The sequence below is a fragment of the Candidatus Desulforudis audaxviator MP104C genome (genome assembly GCF_000018425.1).
GTDB classification, from domain to species: domain Bacteria; phylum Bacillota; class Desulfotomaculia; order Desulfotomaculales; family Desulforudaceae; genus Desulforudis; species Desulforudis audaxviator.
This window is the reverse complement of sequence record NC_010424.1, coordinates 1,402,593-1,419,699: the sequence shown is the minus strand read 5'-3', so window position 1 is coordinate 1,419,699 and position 17,107 is coordinate 1,402,593. Positions and strand designations below refer to the sequence as shown.

Sequence of the window (17,107 nt, the reverse complement as noted above, 5' to 3'; positions counted from 1 at the left end):
GATTACCGAAGTGCCCGCATACTCATAGTTTTAGTCTTCTGTAAGGCGGCTGGCGGGAACAGGCTGATTCCAATTATGATGTAGGCAGAGTGCATTCCAGGCATAATTTAGGTTTCTGGCTGCTCTTGGGTCTGGGATCGTGTGTGACCCCTTTTACGAAAATGCCTCAAGAGTCAGAGAAGACAGAAAAGCGACTTTGCCGCTCATGCAAAAGCAACCCCTTTGGGGGCCGAGGGAAAGTCAGGGAAAGTAAAAAGGGGCCTGACCCCTTTTTGGAGGTGGGTGTGGGTGAGGACGCGGATGCGGAGATTGCGCCGGGAGCCGGCTGTCCGGCGCCTGGTCCGAGAGACCAGGCTGGACGTGGACGACTTGATCTTGCCGGTTTTCATCGCGGAAGGCCGGGGTGTGGTTGAGCCTGTGCCGTCCATGCCCGGGGTGTACCGCTATTCGGTGGACACCCTGTCTGCCCTTTTGCAAGAGGTGGTGGCCTTCGGGATTCCGGGGATCATCGTGTTCGGGGTGCCGGCGGCCAAGGATGCCCGGGCCTTCGGGGCCTACGCCGCCGACGGAGTGGTCCAGCGGGGGGTGGCGGCCATCAAGGACCGCTACCCGGGCCTCCTGGTGATTACTGACGTGTGCCTCTGCGCCTACACCGACCACGGTCACTGCGGGCTGGTGGAAAACGGGGCCGTCCTGAACGACCCCTCGGTGGAACTCCTGGCGGAAACCGCCCTGTCGCACGTGCGGGCGGGCGCCGACATGGTCGCCCCGTCCGACATGATGGACGGCCGGGTGGGGGCCATTCGCGCGCTCCTGGACGCGGAAGGGTTTGAAGAGGTGCCGGTGATGTCCTACGCGGCCAAGTACGCTTCCGCCTTTTACGGTCCCTTCCGGAACGCCGCCGGGTCGGCGCCGCAGTTCGGCGACCGCCGGTCCTACCAGATGGACCCGGCCAACGCGCTCGAAGCGTTGCGCGAGGTGGCCCTGGACCTGGAGGAAGGAGCCGACATCGTGATGGTCAAACCGGCGCTGGCCTACCTAGACATCATCCGGCGGGTGAAAGACACTTTCGAGGTGCCGGTGGCGGTCTACAACGTGAGTGGCGAGTACGCCCTGGTTAAGGCCGCGGCCCAGAAGGGCTGGATAGACGAGCGGGCGCTGGTCCTGGAGATGCTGACCGGAATGAAGCGCGCGGGCGCCGACATCATCCTGACCTACTTCGCCCTCGACGTCGCTCGTTGGCTGGAAGAGGGATAGAAATGCTGGTATCCTGGAATACCACAAACATGTGCAACCTGGCTTGCGCCCACTGCTACCGCGACGCGGGTCAAAAGGCCGAGGACGAATTGAGCACGGCTGAGGGCAAGGCCCTCATCGACGAAATCGCCGGGGCCGGGTTCAAGATCATGATCTTCTCCGGCGGTGAGCCGCTCATGCGGCCCGACATCTATGACCTTATCGCCTATGCCGCGTCCCGGGGACTGCGTCCGGTGCTGGGCTCCAACGGCACTCTGATCACCCCGGAAGTGGCCGGCCGGCTGGTTCAGGCCGGAGCGCGAGCGATCGGGATCAGTCTGGACAGCGTGGACCCGGGTGCCCACGACGGTTTCCGGGCCGAGAAAGGCTCCTGGCAGGCGGCGGTGGAAGGGATGAAGAACTGCCGCGCGGCGGGCCTGCCCTTCCAGGTGCACACCACGGTGATGGACTGGAACGAGGAAGAAGTGGAAGGGCTGACCGACTTGGCCGTGGAACTGGGCGGCATAGCCCACCACGTGTTTTTCCTGGTACCGACCGGCAGGGCTCTTGCCATCGAGCACACCACCCTGCGCGCCCGGCAATACGAGCAGTTGCTGCGCCGGCTGCTCAAGAAGCAGCAAACGGCGGGACTGGAAGTGAAGCCGACCTGCGCCCCGCAGTTCATCCGGGTGGCCGACCAGCTCGGGGCAAAAACGCGGTTCACGCGCGGCTGCCTGGCCGGCATCGCCTACTGCCTGGTGAACCCGGTCGGCGACCTGCAGGCCTGCGCCTACCTGGACAAGGCCGTCGGCAACGTGCGGGAAACCCTGTTCGGGAAGATGTGGCGGGAGGCCGAACTGTTCCGGGTACTGCGTTCCCGGCGCTACTCCGGAAAGTGCGGCACCTGCGAGTACCGTGACACCTGCGGCGGCTGCCGGGCGCGGGCCCAGTTCTACCACGGGGATTACATGGCCGAGGAACCCTGGTGCCTTTATCGCGGGGGGCGGGTGGCGACACATGAAGCTTGACGATACCGACCGGCGGCTCTTGGAGCTGATCCAGCAGCAGATCCCGCTTTCCATTCGGCCGTACCGGGAGATCGCGGCCGAACTCGGGGTGCAGGAGGCCGAGGTGCTCGAGCGCCTGGTGCGGCTCCGGGAAGCCAAGATCATCCGGCGGATGGGTGGCTTCTTCGATTCGCGCAAGCTCGGCTACACCGGCACGCTCTGCGCCATGCGGGTCCCCGGGGAACGGATCAACGGGGTGGCCGCAGTGGTCAACGCCTACCCAGAGGTCAGCCACAACTACCTCCGTGACCACGAGTACAATATGTGGTTTACGGTGCTGGCCCCGTCCGCCGAGGCGGTTCAGCAAATCATTAACGAAATTAAAACGCGTGCCGGTATCGACCACATCTTGAGCCTGCCGGCCGAACGCGTCTTTAAAATCAAAGTACGGTTTAAGGTACCCGAGGTGACCGATGCTGAGTGACTTCGAAAAGCAAGCCATACGCGAGCTTCAGGGGGACCTGCCGGTCGAGAGCCGTCCTTTCGCCGGGATGGCCCGGCGTCTCGGAGTAACCGAGGAAAAGCTCCTGGAGACGGTCGCGGATTTTCTGCAGCGGGGCCTGATGCGGCGCTTCGGGGCTGCCCTGCGGCACCAGCGGGTCGGCTACAGCGGCAACGCCCTGGTGGCCTGGGTGGTGCCGCCGGAGGAGATCGAGCGAGTCGGGCTGGCGATCGCCGCTTACCCCGAGGTGACCCACTGCTACCAGCGGGCTACCGCGCCCGGCTGGCCGTATAGCCTCTACGCCATGGTGCACCGTCCCACTGAGGCCGAGTGCCGGGAACTGGTGCGGCAGATCAGTGCCGCGGTCGGCATCGGCGAGTACGTTGTGCTCTTCAGCACGGCCGAACTCAAACGGAGCAGCATGCAGTATTTCCGATAGGAGATTCCCGGGACAGCAGGGGATTCCGGAAGCAGAAGGAGTGATATCATGACACGGGATCATTTCCGGTCGGCCCAGATGTTCGCCGAGGCCCAGAAGTACATGCCGGGCGGCGTGAACAGCCCGGTCCGCGCCTTCAAGGCGGTGGGGGGCGACCCGATATTTTTTTTGCGCGGGGAAGGGGCGCTCCTGTTTGACGTGGACGGCAACCGGTACATCGACTACGTGGCCTCGTGGGGCCCCCTGATCCTGGGGCATGCCCACCCGCTGGTGGTCCGGGCCGTGAAGGAGTGCGCCGAGTTCGGGACCAGTTTTGGGGCGCCGAACGAACTGGAGATCGAGCTGGCGCGGCTCCTGGTGGAGGCCCTACCGTCCGTGGAAATGGTCCGGCTGGTCAATTCCGGCACCGAGGCGACCATGAGCGCCCTGCGGCTGGCGCGGGCCTACACCAAGCGTGAAAAAATCGTGAAGTTCGAGGGCTGCTACCATGGCCACGCCGACGCGCTGCTGGTAAAGGCCGGTTCCGGGGCGCTGACCCTCGGGGTGCCGACCAGCCCCGGGGTGCCGGAGGACACGGCTCGGAACACAGTCGTGGCCGGTTTTAACGACCTGGAAGGCCTGAAGGAGCTTTTCGCCCGGCTCGGGGAGGAGATCGCGGCCGTGATCGTCGAGCCGGTCCCTGCGAATATGGGGCTTGTCCTGCCCCGGCCCGGTTTCCTGAAGGGGCTTCGGGATCTGACCGCGGCGTACGGTGCCCTGCTAGTTTTTGACGAGGTGATCACCGGGTTCCGGCTGAGTTACGGCGGGGCCCAGAATCTTTATGGCGTTCAGCCTGACCTGACCTGCCTCGGAAAGATCATCGGGGGCGGACTGCCGGTGGGGGCCTATGGAGGGCGCCGCGACATTATGGAACAGGTGGCCCCGTCCGGGCCGGTCTACCAGGCTGGAACCCTGTCCGGAAATCCCCTGGCGATGGCGGCCGGGATTTCGACCATCAAAGCGCTGGCCGAGCCGGGCGTTTACGAGGCCCTGGAGTCGAAGACCCTGCGGTTGGCCCGGGGATTGGAGGAGGCGGCGGCCCGGGCCGGGGCCGAAGTGTACATCACTCAAACCGGCTCGATGCTGTGCGTATTCTTCCAGCCCGGCCCGGTGACCGACTTTGCGGGGGCGCTGCGTTCGGACACCGCGCGGTACAGCCGTTACTTCCAGGCGCTCCTGGAGCGCGGGGTGTACATCGCCCCGGCCCAGTTCGAGGCGCTGTTTCTGTCGACGGCACACACCGACGAACACATCGACCGGACCCTGGAGGCCTGCGAGGAAGCATTCCGTTTTGCTTTTTCCGGGTAGGAGCGTTATAATCTTGGCTTAGATACCATTCCTGATCCGCCGGCATTTCGAGCGCCTCCCGGCGGCCTTTTTTTGGCCGGTTTTAAGCTGAATTTTCTTAATTATTGGGCAGGAGAAATCCGGTGTCCGTCAAAGTTATGTGAATATTAGAACAGATGGTAGAAACTAGTGACGAAAGAAGGGAGTCGCCTATGCCTCAGCAAGAACCTCTTTTGGACCGGTTGGTCAGTTACATAGAGGCCCATCGCGGTGAGCCGTCCAGCCTGATCCAGGTGCTGTCCCACGTCCAGCAGACCGTCGGTTACCTGCCGAAGCCCGTGCTGGTGGAGGTGGCCGATAAACTGGGGCTTTCTTTGACCGAGGTCTATGGAACGGCTTCCTTTTACGCCTTTTTCACCTTCCGGCCGCGCGGCCGTCACGGCATCGCCCTGTGCAACGGCACCGCCTGCTACGTCAAGGGTTCGGCCGCGGTGAAGGTCCGGCTGGAACAAGAGCTGGGGATCAAGGCCGGAGACACTACGCCGGACCGGCGCTTCTCCCTGGACGTGGTCCGGTGTATCGGCTGCTGCGCCCTGGCGCCGGTAATGACGGTGGACGAGGACGTGCACGCCGGGGTTGAACCGGAAAAGGTGCCGGAGATTCTGGAGCAATACAAGTAGCTGCAAGGGGGAGGTGGACCGATGAACATTACCGGACTGGCGGAGTTGCGGGCCAAGGCGCACGAGGCGCTGCGGCTGCGGGCGAATGAACGCCCGGTCGACGGGTACGAATACCACGCCCTGGTCTGCGGGGGCACCGGCTGTGTTTCCTCCGGCTGCAAGTCCGTGAAAAGCGCGCTGGTTGATGAGATAAGAAAGCAGGGCCTGGAAGCGAAGGTGCGGGTGATTGAAACCGGCTGCCTGGGGCCGTGCAACCTGGGACCGATGATCACCGTCTACCCGGACGGGATTTTCTACGAGAAGGTTACGGCCGGGGACGTGGAATCAGTGGTCACTGAGCACCTGCGGGAGGGCCGCCCGGTGAACCGTCTGCTGCACCGGTGTCCGGACACCGGCAGAGTGCTGGCGCGCCTGCCCGAGATCCCCTTCTTCAACCGGCAAAAGCGGATTGTGCTGCGGAACTGTGGGATTATCGACCCCCTTTCCATCGAGGAGTACATCGGCCGCGACGGTTACACGGCACTGGCCCGCGTGCTGAACGGGATGACCAGGGAGCAGGTCGTGGAGGAGATTAAGAAGTCCGGGCTGCGCGGGCGCGGCGGGGCGGGTTTCCCCACTGGCCTGAAGTGGCAGTTCACCTTGCAGGCCGAGGACGAGCCCAAGTACGTGGTCTGCAACGGCGACGAGGGTGACCCCGGGGCGTTCATGGACCGGAGCGTTTTGGAGGGCGACCCGCACTCGGTGCTGGAGGGAATGGCTATCGGCGGTTACGCCGTGGGGGCTTCCAAGGGTTACGCCTATATCCGGGCGGAGTATCCGCTGGCGATCAAGAACTTCGGGGCCGCCATTAAGAGCGCCCGGGAGATGGGTCTTCTCGGCACGGATATCCTGGACTCGGGTTTCAGCTTTGACGTCGAGATCCGTGTCGGCGCCGGCGCTTTCGTATGCGGCGAGGAAACGGCGCTCCTTCATTCCATCGCGGGCAAGCGCGGCGAACCGCGCCCGCGCCCGCCGTTTCCGGCCCAGTGCGGCTTGTTCGACAAGCCCACGGTGATTAACAACGTGGAGACCTGGGCGAACATCGCCCCGATCATCCTGCGCGGCGGCGACTGGTACGCGGGCATCGGCACCGAGAAGAGCAAGGGGACCAAGGTTTTCGCCCTGGCCGGCAAAATCGTCAACACCGGCCTGGTGGAAGTGCCTCTGGGCACCACCCTGCGGGAAGTGGTGTACGACATCGGCGGCGGAATGAAAAACGGCAAAAGCTTAAAGGCGATCCAGAGCGGCGGACCCTCGGGGGGCGCCATCCCCGCGGAGTACATTGACACGCCGATCGACTACGAGGCCCTGGCCGCGCTCGACTCGATCATGGGGTCGGGCGGCATGATCGTCCTGGACGAGGACAGCTGCATGGTCGACGTGGCCCGGTTTTTCATGGATTTCGTGCAGGACGAGTCCTGCGGGAAGTGCACGCCGTGCCGGATCGGCACCAGGCGGATGCTGGAGATCCTGACCCGGCTGACCCAGGGCCGGGCGACGAAGGAAGACGTGGAGCTTTTGATCGAACTGGCCAACGTGGTCAAAAAGACCGCGCTTTGCGGGTTGGGTCAGACCGCCGGGAACCCGGTCTTAAGCACGACCCGGCACTACCGGCATGAGTACGACCGGCACGCGGTTGAAAAACAATGTCCAACCGGCGTCTGTCCCATGCGCATCGGCCCGGCGCAGGCCAAGAAGTAGGGAGGGAGATTTTATGGCCGTTACTCTGACCATAGATGGCCGGCCCGTGACGGTTGAACCGGGGACCACCGTGCTGGACGCGGCCCGGCAGTTGGGCATTGCCATCCCGACCCTCTGCTACCTGAAGCAGTTGAACCACCGGGCCGGGGCCTGTCGCATGTGCATCGTGGAGGTCGAGGGTGCCCGGACATACCTGGCCTCCTGCACCCTGCCGGCCACCGAAGGGATGGTGGTGCGGACCGGCACGCCCGGCGTCCGGGAGGCCCGACGGATGATCCTAGAGCTGATGCTCTCCGACCACCCGAACGAGTGCCTGCTCTGCATCCGGAGCGGCAGTTGTGAACTGCAGGCGGCCGCGAACCTGATGGGCCTCCGGGAGATCCGGTTCCAGCGGATGTCCCGGACCCTTTACAAGAAGGACGACTCCAGCCCGGCGATTATCCGGGAGCCCCAGAAGTGCATTTACTGCCGGCGCTGCGTCACGGTCTGCGCCGAAGTGCAGACGGTGCACGCCATCGGGCCGCAGCTGCGGGGCTTTGCCACGGTGATCGCGCCCCCTTACAACCTGCCCCTGGGCGATTCGGTTTGCGTACACTGCGGACAGTGCGCGCTGGTGTGCCCCGTGGGCGCTATCTACGAGCGTGACGACACTGGGGCCGTCTGGGCGGCGCTGGCCGACCCCGCCAAACACGTGGTGGTGCAGACCGCGCCCGCAACCCGGGTTACACTGGGCGAGGCGTTCGGCTTGCCCCCGGGCACGCCGGTGACCGGCAAGATGGTGGCCGCCCTGCGCCGGCTCGGTTTCGACCGGGTGTTCGACACGGACTTCACGGCGGACCTGACCATTGTCGAGGAAGGGAACGAGTTGATCCACCGCCTCACCAAAGGCGGCCCGCTGCCGATGATCACGTCCTGCAGCCCGGGGTGGATCAAGTTCATCGAGCATTTCTATCCCGAGTTCCTGCCGCACCTGTCCACCGCCAAGTCGCCGCAGCAGATGTTCGGGGCGCTGGCCAAGACCTACTATGCGGAACAGGCCGGGATCGACCCGAAGGATATGGTGGTGGTCTCGATCATGCCCTGCACCGCCAAGAAATTCGAGGCGGGCCGGCCGGAGATGAACGCCAGCGGCTACCGGGACGTGGACATGGTGCTCACTACCCGGGAACTGGTCCGGATGCTCCACGAGGCGTGCATCGACCTGAACAATATGCCGGATGAGGAGTACGACCGCCCCATGGGCCTCTCCACGGGCGCCGGGGCCATCTTTGGCGCCACGGGTGGGGTGATGGAGGCGGCGCTGCGCACAGCCTACGAACTGCTCACCGGGAAACCTTTACCCGGAATCGACATCGAGGTGGTGCGCGGGCTGGACGGTGTCCGGCAGGCGGCCATCGACCTGGAGGGCAACCCCGTCAGGGTGATGGTGGCCCACGGTCTGGGTCACGCCCGGATGTTGATGGAGAAGCTGAAGGCTGGCGAGTTGAAGGACTGCCACTTCATCGAGGTGATGGCTTGTCCCGGCGGCTGCATCGGCGGGGGCGGCCAGCCGATCTGTGCCAATCCCGATGTCCGGCAGCGGCGCGCCGCCGGGATCTACCGCCTGGACAAGGGGATGAAGCTGCGCAAGTCCCACGAGAACCCGGCCATCATCGAGCTGTACGAACGGTTCCTGGGCGAACCGCTGGGCGAAAAATCGCACAAGCTTTTGCATACCAGCTACACGCCGCGGTCGGCCCACCCGGAGTTGGCGAGAGCGAGTAGTCCAGCTCCCCAAGTCAGGTAAAAACAGGGGACACAAAATAGGGGCTAGGCCCCCTTTTTCCGGATCGGATGGTGATGATGGGTTGACCGAGAGTAGAAACGGGATGACGGCGGAGGCCGTGGTGTGGGTGATCGGCGAAACCCCCGAAGGCGTCGAGGCGCCCTGCTGACCGCCAGACAGCGTGGGGGACGTGCTCCCCGTGGATGCCCAGTTCAAATTGCTGCAAAAGGTGCTGCGTCTCCGCTACGGTGACCGGGTGGCGGTGGCTTACCGGCAGCGCGAAACCATCGCGGACGAGGGTTTGCGCCGCGACGCCTACCCGTTGCCGGCCCTGGCGGTCAACGGCAAGGTCATTCTCCAGGGGCGGCTGGACCTGCAGGCGATCGTCGCCCACTTGGCCGAATTGGGCATTCAGGCGTTGTGAGCCCTTGAGCAGCATGAATTCAGTTTTGGTGCCCCATACGGGGCGAGGACCTCGACTCCAACCCCAAAGTGGTTCCCGACTCTCGTACAGATCCCCTCAGGCCCGTTGTCTGTACGCCGGCGGGCTTGGCAGCCAACCCTTAAGCTTGCCGTACTTTACGAGATTGTCGTGCACCTTCAGTTCTTCTACCATAAACTCATTGTACAGGTTTCGCAGCCCGTCGGATACAAACAGTTTAACTCCTCTGAGATGGACGCCCAGGAAGTTTTGAATACCCATCAGCAACAGGTTAAAAATTGTGTCGTCCCGCCAGACGTCAGTCTCGCCGGACTCGATCACGGTTTCGGGCGGTCGCTTTGGGAGGGGTATGCCGAACGTGTTCAGTAGGTCCTCCAACCTGTTGATCTGGGTCCTCATCGTGTCCCCGACGCCTTTGGACGCCAGTATCTTGAATTCCGAGTCGCTGATATTGTTGATCACGATCTGGCTGAATTCGTAGTAGTCGTAACGCTGCTGCAGGGTTTCCCACAGGATGTGGGCTTCTCCGGCATATAACTTGCTCTGCCGTTGCCCTGTGGTTGCGCTGCTGAGCGCGTCCATTATGTCCGACAACTGGACCAAAAGTCGGCTACCTCCTAATGCTTGTACTGGGGGGCGCTCCAGTACCAGCCCTTCATCTTGCCATATTTGACCATAAGGTCATACATTTTCATTTCTTCCTTCATCCAACCCATGAAGAGGTTGCGCAGCTTGTCGTCATTCATCATGCGCTGTATTTCCGTATGAGTTTCCTGAAAGTACTGGATGCCGATCAGCAGCATGCGGTAGATGGTCTCATCCCGCATAGTCTCTGATTTCACCACGGCGCTCACCGACTTCGGCGGTTTGGGCGGCAGGGGAATCCCAAAAGCGTCCAGGAGTTCCTCCGTCTTTCTGATTTGCCTCTGCAAAGTGGAGGACACGCCCCTCATTACTCCCGCTTTCAACTCGGTGTCCTCAATATAGTTGCTCACAAGTTGGGTAAACTCAAAGAAGGTATAACGTAACGTCAGGAACCGCCAGATGGCGTGAGCCTCACCGGCCAGCAGCGGTAAGTGACCACCCTGAACCCCTGCCATCTTGGCAATATCTGTAAGCTTCACAGCCAGGAGCCTCCTCGGCGCTTATCATTCGACGGATAGCCTGTGCTACGATTCTACCGCGGTCTGGAGTTTCCCCGCTTAGTTGATGTCCACGCGGTGCGCCTTCGGTCTGCGGCCGGCTTCGGTCTTGGGAATCCGTATTTCCAGAATCCCGTTCTCGAATCGCCCCGTCGCTTCATTCGGCTTGACCTCGACCGGCAGGGGCAGGATCCGTGAAAAACTGCCGTAGAACCGCTCGCTGTGGATGAAGTCCTCTTCGCGGACGTCGTGCACCCGTTTGATCTCCCCGCGGATGGAGATGCTGTCCTTGGTTACCTGCACCTCGATGTCGTCCTTGGAGGGCACGCCCGGCAGCTCCGCCACCGCTACCACCTCGTTCTCTGTCTGGTGCACGTCGACCCGCGGGGCGGCGGCCTCCCGCGTTCCGGTCCGCAGCGTGTCCCACAGCCGGTTCATCTGTTCGCGCAGGGTCGTCAGTTCGGGGGGGTCCCAACGTCTCAGGCCCATGGTTCCGACCTCCTGTTATTTCTTTTGTTCTTGATATTGTTTCTAACATGTGTTTTTCTATACCGCCCGACCGTCCGCGACCACCCGCGAAATCCCGAGGCTACTTTCACAGAGAACCCCTGAAGGATTCCATATGAATTTCCTCGTCCCGTGCCACAACGCTAGGTATTCGGCGGCTGGCACCTCTTGTGCACCTACAGGAACATCTTCGCGCGCTGGCGGTGGCGTTACCTTTACCCTGTCTACCTGGGGTTTGTCCTGAGCTACCTCTGGTCCTTCGCTTTCGTCACGCGGGAAAGCTGGCCGCAGGTGGCCGCCTGGGCCCGGGCCCGTTGAATCAGGGGTGTGCGTCCCGTCACGCCTGCCCGCCAGCGACGATGCGGTCCTTGCCCGCCGCCTTTGCCGCATAGAGGGCGCTGTCCGCGGCGGCTCAGCCCTCCAGTCCCAGGTCGCGGATGAGCTGCCGGTCGCGAGCGGTGCCCTGGCCGGCGGTGGTGAGGTAGTCACCGGTGATGAGCGCGTCGACGCCGCCGGCGAGCCCCAGCACCTGAGTGTCGCGGAGGTTGTGCTCCCGACCGCCAGCATAACGGATGGTGGTCGCCGGCAGCAGCAAGCGAAAGACTGCCAGGGTACGCAGTATCTCCAGCGCTGGGAGCGGCGGCTGGGTGGCCAGCGGGGTGCCGGGGACCGGGTGAAGGATATTCACCGGCACCGAGGTGACGCCGAGTTCGCGCAGGGCGAGGGCCAGCTCTACCCGCTGCTCCGGTTTTTCACCCAGGCCGATGATGCCGCCGGCACAGACCTCAAGGCCCACTTTCTGCGCGGCACGGATGGTAGCGACCCGGTCCTCGTAGCGGTGGGTGGTACAGACTTCTGGGAAAAAGCTCGCCGCTGTTTCCAGATTGTGATGATAGCGATCAAGACCAGCTTCTTTTAAGGCGCGGGCTTCGGTAGGCGAGATGATGCCAAGCGAAGCGCAGAGCTTCAGTTCCGGGACTTCTCTTTTGAGCTGTCGGGTGATACCGAGGATTTTTTCGAAATCACCACCGGGGTCGCGCCCGCTGGTAACCAAGGAAAAGCGTTTTATGCCCTGGGACCGGACTGCTCTAGCCCGACGGATGATTCCTTCTGCCGGAAGCAGGGGATAAACCGGCGCCCGCGTGTGGTAGCAAGCGGCTTGGGTGCAAAAGCGGCAGTCCTCGGAGCAGCGCCCGGCGCGGGCGTTCACGATGGCACAGAGGTCAACCCGGTTGCCGTGGAAGCACTTTCTTACCACGTCGGCCCAGCCGAGCAAAAAGGGGGTTACAGCGTCAGGTAGCTGGAGGAGAGCGGTTGCTTCTTCGAAAGAGAGGGTGTCGCCATCTATTACCCGCCGGGCGACGTGGGTGATCCACGCGGTTTTCTCCTGCAGATTCATTTTTTTGCCACCACCAGGACGATGTGCCAGTAGAGGGTTACGGCGTCGCAACCCGCGCTGAGTTTTTGCCATAGGCTTTCGGCTTGGGCGGCCTGGTTGCCGAAGAGGTAAGCCCAGGAGCCGCGCGCCCGCAAGAGGGTCGCCCAGAAAGCAGGGGAGTGTGTCTCCCGGAGGATTATCTTTTCGGCGAAGTAAGTGCCGAAACTCTCGAAATCCCGGCGCAGGCGGGCTGGGCAGGGTAAGCGCCGGTGGTTTTGCCGGCCACCCAACTCCTTACAAATCCGGAGCAGGAGCAGATTGCCGTTCCCCTTTTCCAGGCCGCTTACCGGAACGGAGAAGGCGGCAGCACCGCCGGGGGCGAGGAGAGCCGCGAGCTTTGAAGTGGTTCCCGGGGCGAACCAGTGGTGGCACATGTTGCCGAAGACCAGATCGAACTTCTCATCCAGGCAGTTGACTTCTTCGGCGGCGAGGATACCATAGGTGACACCCCTGAGCGCCTTCTCCTGGTTGTAAGCGAGCATCTTTTTGCTCGGGTCGGTGGCCAGGATCGCGGCGGTGGGGAAATAGCGCCGGAGTACCACCGTTCCCGCACCGGTGCCGGCACCAAGCTCCAGGATTCGCCGGGGCGTAAGCCGTCTAGCTACCTTTTTGGCTAAAGCGCCGGCAATCCGGGTATAGAAGCGCTCGTTGACCGCTGTGGCGTACAGGTTGCTGTTGGCGTTGAAAACTTCCGCCGTGGGCACCTAATCCACTCCTTTAAACCATGCAGTAACCGCCGCGACCGCTTCAGGGGCGCTGATGATGTCTGTGTGCCCGATGCCGCGGACAGCAATCACCGTCCAGCCGGCATCCTTTGCCCGAACTGCCGCCTCAAGACAGGTCGGGAGGTCCCGGGCGGCGTGCAGGAGCAGGACCGGCGGCCCCGGCCGGGAGTCGCCCAGCGCCGCGAGCGCCTCTTCCAACCCCGCGAAAGGTTTCGGCTCGCGTACCCGGCGGGCGCGAAGCACTCGCAAAAGCTCACTTTTCCGGCCGTCGAAACGGGCCTGCAACGGTACAGAGAGGAGACAGAGGGGTTTTATCCCGAGGGCCAGCGCCATCCGCCCGCCTAAACTGTGCCCGACGGCGGCTACAAAACCGGCGTTTTTGACGTTGGCGGTGAATCTTTCGATGCTTTCCCCTGTCAGCGTTTCGAGGTGCTCCCCGTGGCCCGGCAGATCGGGAACGCAGGCGGTAAAGCCGGCGGCGGCCACCGCCAGTCCCAGGCCCAACACCTCCTCCTTGCAGCCCCCGTATCCGTGTAGGACGACTGCGCATCCTTCGGCACCTTCCGGCACCAGCAGATAGGCGGGCGCCCCGGCGGCCGTCACCCGTTGCACCGTTATGGCTTTGTCCTTAGGAACGCCGGGCGCGATCATCCCGCCGCCTCCCGGATGCTGACGGCCACCACTTCGCAGAGATGCGATAGCTCTTCTTCCGAAATAGCCAGCGGCGGCATCAGTACCACTACGTCGCCCAGGGGCCGGATGATGACCCCCTTCTCCCGGGCCTTGAGGATCACCCGCCGTCCAGTCCGGCGGGCGAGCGGAAAGGGTTCTTTGGTTTCTTTATCTTTCACCAGTTCGACGCCCACCATAAAACCGGCCTGCCGGATGTCGCCCACGTGCGGAAGGTCCCAAAAACCGACCAGCAATTCCTGGAGCCGCGCTATTTTCGGCTGGAGCTTTTCAATGAGTTTCACCTCTTTAAAGAGCCGGAGGTTGGCCAGCGCCGCCGCGCAGGCCAGGGGGTTGCCGGTATAGGTATGGCCATGGAAGAAGGTTTTCAGCTCCGCGTAATCGGCATAAAAGGCCTCGTAAATCCTTTCCGTGGTCAGAGTGGCGGACAGGGGGAGGTAACCGCCGGTGATTCCTTTGGCTACAACCATCAGGTCCGGGGAGACGCCTTCGTGCTCGCAGGCAAAGAGCTTGCCAGTGCGGCCAAAACCGGTGGCCACCTCGTCGGCGATGAGCAGTACGTCGTAGGCATCGCAAATCTCCCGCAGGTGGCGGAGGTAGCCCGGGGGCCAGGTGAGCATCCCGGCGGCACCCTGGATTAACGGCTCGATGATGACGGCGGCTAGTTCCGGTGCGTGTGCTTCGATGGTGCGGGCGACTGCCCCGAAGCAGTCACGCCGGCAGTCTTCTGTACCGGCGTCTCCATAGGGACAGCGGTAGCAGTAGGCCGAAGGAACCTTGAGGGAACTTACCACCAGCGGCCCGTAGATGTGGTGAAAAAGTTCGATGCCTCCCGCGCCTACCGCACCCAGCGTATCGCCGTGATAGGCGTTGTAAAATGAAAGGAAGCGTTTTTTTTGCGGCTGTCCGGTATTCCGCCAGTACTGAAAGGCGATCTTAAGCGCGATCTCCACGCCGGTCGAGCCGTTGTCGGAATAAAAAACCTTTTTCAGGCCCAACGGGGCGAGGCTTACCAACTTTTCTGCCAGTAGGATCGAAGGAATGTTTCCGAGACCCAGTAGGGTGGAATGGGCGATCCTCCCCAGTTGTTCTTGAATGGCCAGGTCAATAGCGGCCACCCGGTGACCGTGAACGGTGACCCAGAGGGAGCTGACGCCGTCGAGGTAGCGCCGTCCGTAGATGTCTATCAGGTAGCAGCCCTCGCCCGCAGCGATGATGGGGGCGTCTTCCGCGACGTATTCCTTCATCTGAGTGAAGGGATGCCAGATAAGAGCACGGTCAAGTTCCTTGAGCCGTGCGATCTCTTCAGAGGTATACATCAGAGTGGCCCTCCCGGGTTTTCCTCCTGGACTGCTCGTCTTGCCAGGGCAACGCTCAACCGGTAAGTTTCCTCGACTTTTGCCGCTGCCTCCTCTATCAGCCTAAGCACTGGCTCTCTCTTCTCTAGGCCGGCGATTTCCGGGACCAGCGCCAGCACTGGTACACCGCTGAAGAAGGTGATCGCTTTCGGGTTATCTTTAACCACGGGGTCCGGATCCACCGGATACCGGTTTATGATGACGCCGGCCACAGCCAGTCCCGCTCGGAGGGCGGCGGCGATCGTTAAAAGGGTGTGGTTGATGGTGCCGAGTCCCGGCCGGGCGGCGATTACAAGCGGGAGTTTCAAGTCGCGCGCCAGGTCGGCCACCAGGTACTCGCTTTTCAGCGGAACAAAAAGGCCGCCCGCGCCTTCGACGATGACGGTATCGTAGCGCCGGTCGAAGTAGTTAAAACATTCCCGGATGACGTCCGGCTTTATCCTTTTCCCGGCCAGGCGGGCCGCCAGATGGGGTGAGGCGGGAAGTTCGAAGCGGTAGGGGCAGAGCATCTCCAGCGGTTCGTCTTCCAGACCTAAAACCCGGGCCAGGAAAGAGGCATCCGGGGGCACCAGTTCGCCGTTTACGCTGACTGCCCCGGTTTCTACCGGTTTAAGGTAGCCGACGGTGAGGCCTGTCGCCTTGTAGATGAGACCGATCAGGGCGCTCAGGATGGTTTTCCCTACGCCGGTGTCGGTTCCGGTAATAAATAGGGAGGGCGGCTTTGGTTTTGTCGCTCCTGCTGTTCCAGGCAATTCCTTTTATGCCTCCTCTAAGGCTTTTCCAAGTGCGTTCAGGAAGCCGTCTATCTCTGCCGGGGTGTGAGCAGCACTCACCGTAATGCGGAGCCGGGCGGTTCCCGGTGGCACCGCCGGCGGCCGAATCGCCGGGACGTAGTAGCCTTGCTCCAGGAGGTTTTCCGCGGCGCGTAGCGCCCGTTCCGGGCTACCCAGGATAAGCGGGATGATTGGAGAGTTTCCGCTTGCCGGAAGACCGCGGGCGTTCAGCCCCTGGCGGAACCGCATTACATTTTCCCAAAGGCCTTCTAAAATCGCTGGTTCTGCTTCCAGTACTTCCAGCGCAGCCAGGGCGGCGGCGGCCGAAACCGGAGGCAGTGCCGTAGTGAAGATGAAAGAGCGGGCGCGGTTTAAAAGAAATTCGCTTAAAAGGCCGGGGCCTGTAACAAAGCCGCCGAGCGAGGCCAGGGCCTTCGAAAGCGTACCGGAAATAACAATTCTTTCCGCTGGTATGCCTGCGTCAGCAACCGTTCCCCTGCCGTTAGGACCGAGCACGCCGGTGCCGTGAGCGTCGTCAACGATGAGTATGGCCTCAAACTCCTGGGCCAGGGTATAAAATTCCGGGAGCGGCGGGATGTCGCCATCCATCGAGAAAAGCCCCTCGGTGACGATGAAGCGCCGCCGACCGGTATGCTGGTTAAGCAGTCGGCGCAGCGAATCGGCGTCGTTGTGGGAAAAACGAACGAGTTTAGCGCCGCTTAAGAGACAGCCGTCCAGGAGCGAGGCGTGGCAGAGCCGGTCGCAGAAGATAACGTCTTCCCGGCCGGCGAGGGTGCCGATAACCGCCAAGTTGGCCGTATATCCCGTGGGGAAAACGAGGGCGCGGGGAGATCCTTTGCAGCGCGCGAGGGCTTCTTCCAGAGCCTGAAGTAAAGGGTTGTGTCCGCTTACCAGACGGGCGGCACCGCTTCCGGTGCCGTATTTCCGGAGCGCTTCCTGCGCGCGGGCAGTCACCCGGGGGTGGTGGGTCAGCCCCAGGTAGTTGTTGGTGCAGAAAAGAGTGACCTCACGGCCGTTAAAAAGCGCCCGGGTAGGTCCCAGCGGCTCCAGAGGCCGCAGAGAACGCCTGAGCCCGGCGGCCTCTATTTTCTGAAGGGTTTCTTCCAGGAATTCCCTCATTGGATTATGGCTCCCGCAAAGAATAGGGTGTCAAGTTCCCTGCCGATCCTTGTCTTTTAGCTTCTGTATTCTAATTTTCGCGTCCGATTGTCAAAATGTCAACCATTGTAAGCAATCCAAGTTTACAATTTTACAATATAGTTTAGACCCGCTGCCGCTGTGGTGTCAAGGAGAATCGGCCGGACGCGGCGGGCTTA

The 17,107-nt window shown here is 62.4% G+C and carries 19 protein-coding genes; 10 read left to right on the top strand and 9 right to left on the bottom strand.

The features are described 5' to 3' along the window. Nucleotides 1–300: 300 nt before the first annotated feature. The 9 genes from hemB (at nt 301) to DAUD_RS06745 (ending at nt 9,119) form a co-directional block, all read left to right on the top strand. On the top strand, nt 301–1,257 hold the full coding sequence (gene hemB / locus DAUD_RS06785; protein WP_041571225.1) for a porphobilinogen synthase: 957 nt from the start codon (nt 301–303) through the stop codon (nt 1,255–1,257). Nucleotides 1,258–1,259: 2 nt separating this feature from the next. Further along, nucleotides 1,260–2,264 (top strand): putative heme d1 biosynthesis radical SAM protein NirJ2, encoded by a 1,005-nt coding sequence (nirJ2, locus tag DAUD_RS06780; RefSeq protein ID WP_012302437.1) that lies wholly within the window; start codon nt 1,260–1,262, stop codon nt 2,262–2,264. After that, on the top strand, nt 2,254–2,727 hold the full coding sequence (gene ahbA / locus DAUD_RS06775; protein WP_012302436.1) for a siroheme decarboxylase subunit alpha: 474 nt from the start codon (nt 2,254–2,256) through the stop codon (nt 2,725–2,727). The genes nirJ2 and ahbA overlap by 11 nt, the downstream gene beginning before the upstream one ends. Continuing rightward, entirely contained in the window at nt 2,717–3,184 is a 468-nt protein-coding gene (gene ahbB / locus DAUD_RS06770) for a siroheme decarboxylase subunit beta (RefSeq protein WP_012302435.1), read from the top strand. The genes ahbA and ahbB overlap by 11 nt, the downstream gene beginning before the upstream one ends. 48 nt (nt 3,185–3,232) lie before the next feature. Next, on the top strand, nt 3,233–4,531 hold the full coding sequence (hemL, locus tag DAUD_RS06765; RefSeq protein WP_012302434.1) for a glutamate-1-semialdehyde 2,1-aminomutase: 1,299 nt from the start codon (nt 3,233–3,235) through the stop codon (nt 4,529–4,531). A 191-nt stretch (nt 4,532–4,722) separates the two neighbouring features. Continuing rightward, on the top strand, nt 4,723–5,190 hold the full coding sequence (gene nuoE, locus DAUD_RS06760; RefSeq protein ID WP_012302433.1) for an NADH-quinone oxidoreductase subunit NuoE: 468 nt from the start codon (nt 4,723–4,725) through the stop codon (nt 5,188–5,190). Between the two features lie 21 nt (nt 5,191–5,211). Beyond that, nucleotides 5,212–6,930, top strand: a complete 1,719-nt coding sequence (gene nuoF, locus DAUD_RS06755; protein WP_012302432.1) for an NADH-quinone oxidoreductase subunit NuoF — start codon at nt 5,212–5,214, stop codon at nt 6,928–6,930. Nucleotides 6,931–6,943: 13 nt separating this feature from the next. Then, on the top strand, nt 6,944–8,716 hold the full coding sequence (locus DAUD_RS06750; RefSeq protein WP_012302431.1) for an NADH-dependent [FeFe] hydrogenase, group A6: 1,773 nt from the start codon (nt 6,944–6,946) through the stop codon (nt 8,714–8,716). Between the two features lie 178 nt (nt 8,717–8,894). Continuing rightward, nucleotides 8,895–9,119 carry a hypothetical protein gene (locus DAUD_RS06745; protein ID WP_012302430.1) on the top strand — a complete coding sequence of 75 codons (225 nt, stop codon included), beginning with the start codon at nt 8,895–8,897 and terminating at the stop codon, nt 9,117–9,119. Between the two features lie 96 nt (nt 9,120–9,215). On the opposite strand, the gene DAUD_RS06740 is transcribed toward DAUD_RS06745, so the two are convergent. From DAUD_RS06740 to DAUD_RS06730, 3 genes are all read right to left on the bottom strand, one after another. Beyond that, entirely contained in the window at nt 9,216–9,740 is a 525-nt protein-coding gene (locus DAUD_RS06740; RefSeq protein ID WP_012302429.1) for a DUF3231 family protein, read from the bottom strand. Between the two features lie 14 nt (nt 9,741–9,754). Beyond that, entirely contained in the window at nt 9,755–10,261 is a 507-nt protein-coding gene (locus DAUD_RS06735) for a DUF3231 family protein (protein ID WP_012302428.1), read from the bottom strand. A gap of 78 nt (nt 10,262–10,339) precedes the next feature. Beyond that, on the bottom strand, nt 10,340–10,768 hold the full coding sequence (locus DAUD_RS06730) for an Hsp20/alpha crystallin family protein (protein ID WP_012302427.1): 429 nt from the start codon (nt 10,766–10,768) through the stop codon (nt 10,340–10,342). Nucleotides 10,769–10,954: 186 nt separating this feature from the next. On the opposite strand from DAUD_RS06730, the gene DAUD_RS12480 reads away from it, so the two are divergent. Then, nucleotides 10,955–11,104: a hypothetical protein gene (locus DAUD_RS12480; protein WP_166485139.1), complete on the top strand. Its 150-nt coding sequence runs from the start codon at nt 10,955–10,957 to the stop codon at nt 11,102–11,104. Between the two features lie 94 nt (nt 11,105–11,198). Here DAUD_RS12480 and bioB read toward each other — a convergent pair whose 3' ends face one another. Genes bioB through bioF form a run of 6 tightly spaced genes read right to left on the bottom strand, consistent with a single transcriptional unit; the run spans nt 11,199 to nt 16,910 of the window. Further along, complete coding sequence (gene bioB, locus DAUD_RS06725; protein WP_012302426.1) at nt 11,199–12,185, bottom strand: biotin synthase BioB; 987 nt, start codon at nt 12,183–12,185, stop codon at nt 11,199–11,201. Next, complete coding sequence (locus DAUD_RS06720) at nt 12,182–12,928, bottom strand: class I SAM-dependent methyltransferase (RefSeq protein ID WP_012302425.1); 747 nt, start codon at nt 12,926–12,928, stop codon at nt 12,182–12,184. The genes bioB and DAUD_RS06720 overlap by 4 nt, the downstream gene beginning before the upstream one ends. Further along, on the bottom strand, nt 12,929–13,600 hold the full coding sequence (locus DAUD_RS11585; protein ID WP_012302424.1) for an alpha/beta hydrolase: 672 nt from the start codon (nt 13,598–13,600) through the stop codon (nt 12,929–12,931). Continuing rightward, nucleotides 13,597–14,958 (bottom strand): adenosylmethionine--8-amino-7-oxononanoate transaminase, encoded by a 1,362-nt coding sequence (gene bioA / locus DAUD_RS06710; RefSeq protein WP_012302423.1) that lies wholly within the window; start codon nt 14,956–14,958, stop codon nt 13,597–13,599. The genes DAUD_RS11585 and bioA overlap by 4 nt, the downstream gene beginning before the upstream one ends. Further along, on the bottom strand, nt 14,958–15,749 hold the full coding sequence (bioD, locus tag DAUD_RS06705; RefSeq protein WP_012302422.1) for a dethiobiotin synthase: 792 nt from the start codon (nt 15,747–15,749) through the stop codon (nt 14,958–14,960). The genes bioA and bioD overlap by 1 nt, the downstream gene beginning before the upstream one ends. A gap of 6 nt (nt 15,750–15,755) precedes the next feature. Further along, nucleotides 15,756–16,910 carry an 8-amino-7-oxononanoate synthase gene (gene bioF, locus DAUD_RS06700; protein WP_012302421.1) on the bottom strand — a complete coding sequence of 385 codons (1,155 nt, stop codon included), beginning with the start codon at nt 16,908–16,910 and terminating at the stop codon, nt 15,756–15,758. Nucleotides 16,911–17,107: the final 197 nt, after the last annotated feature.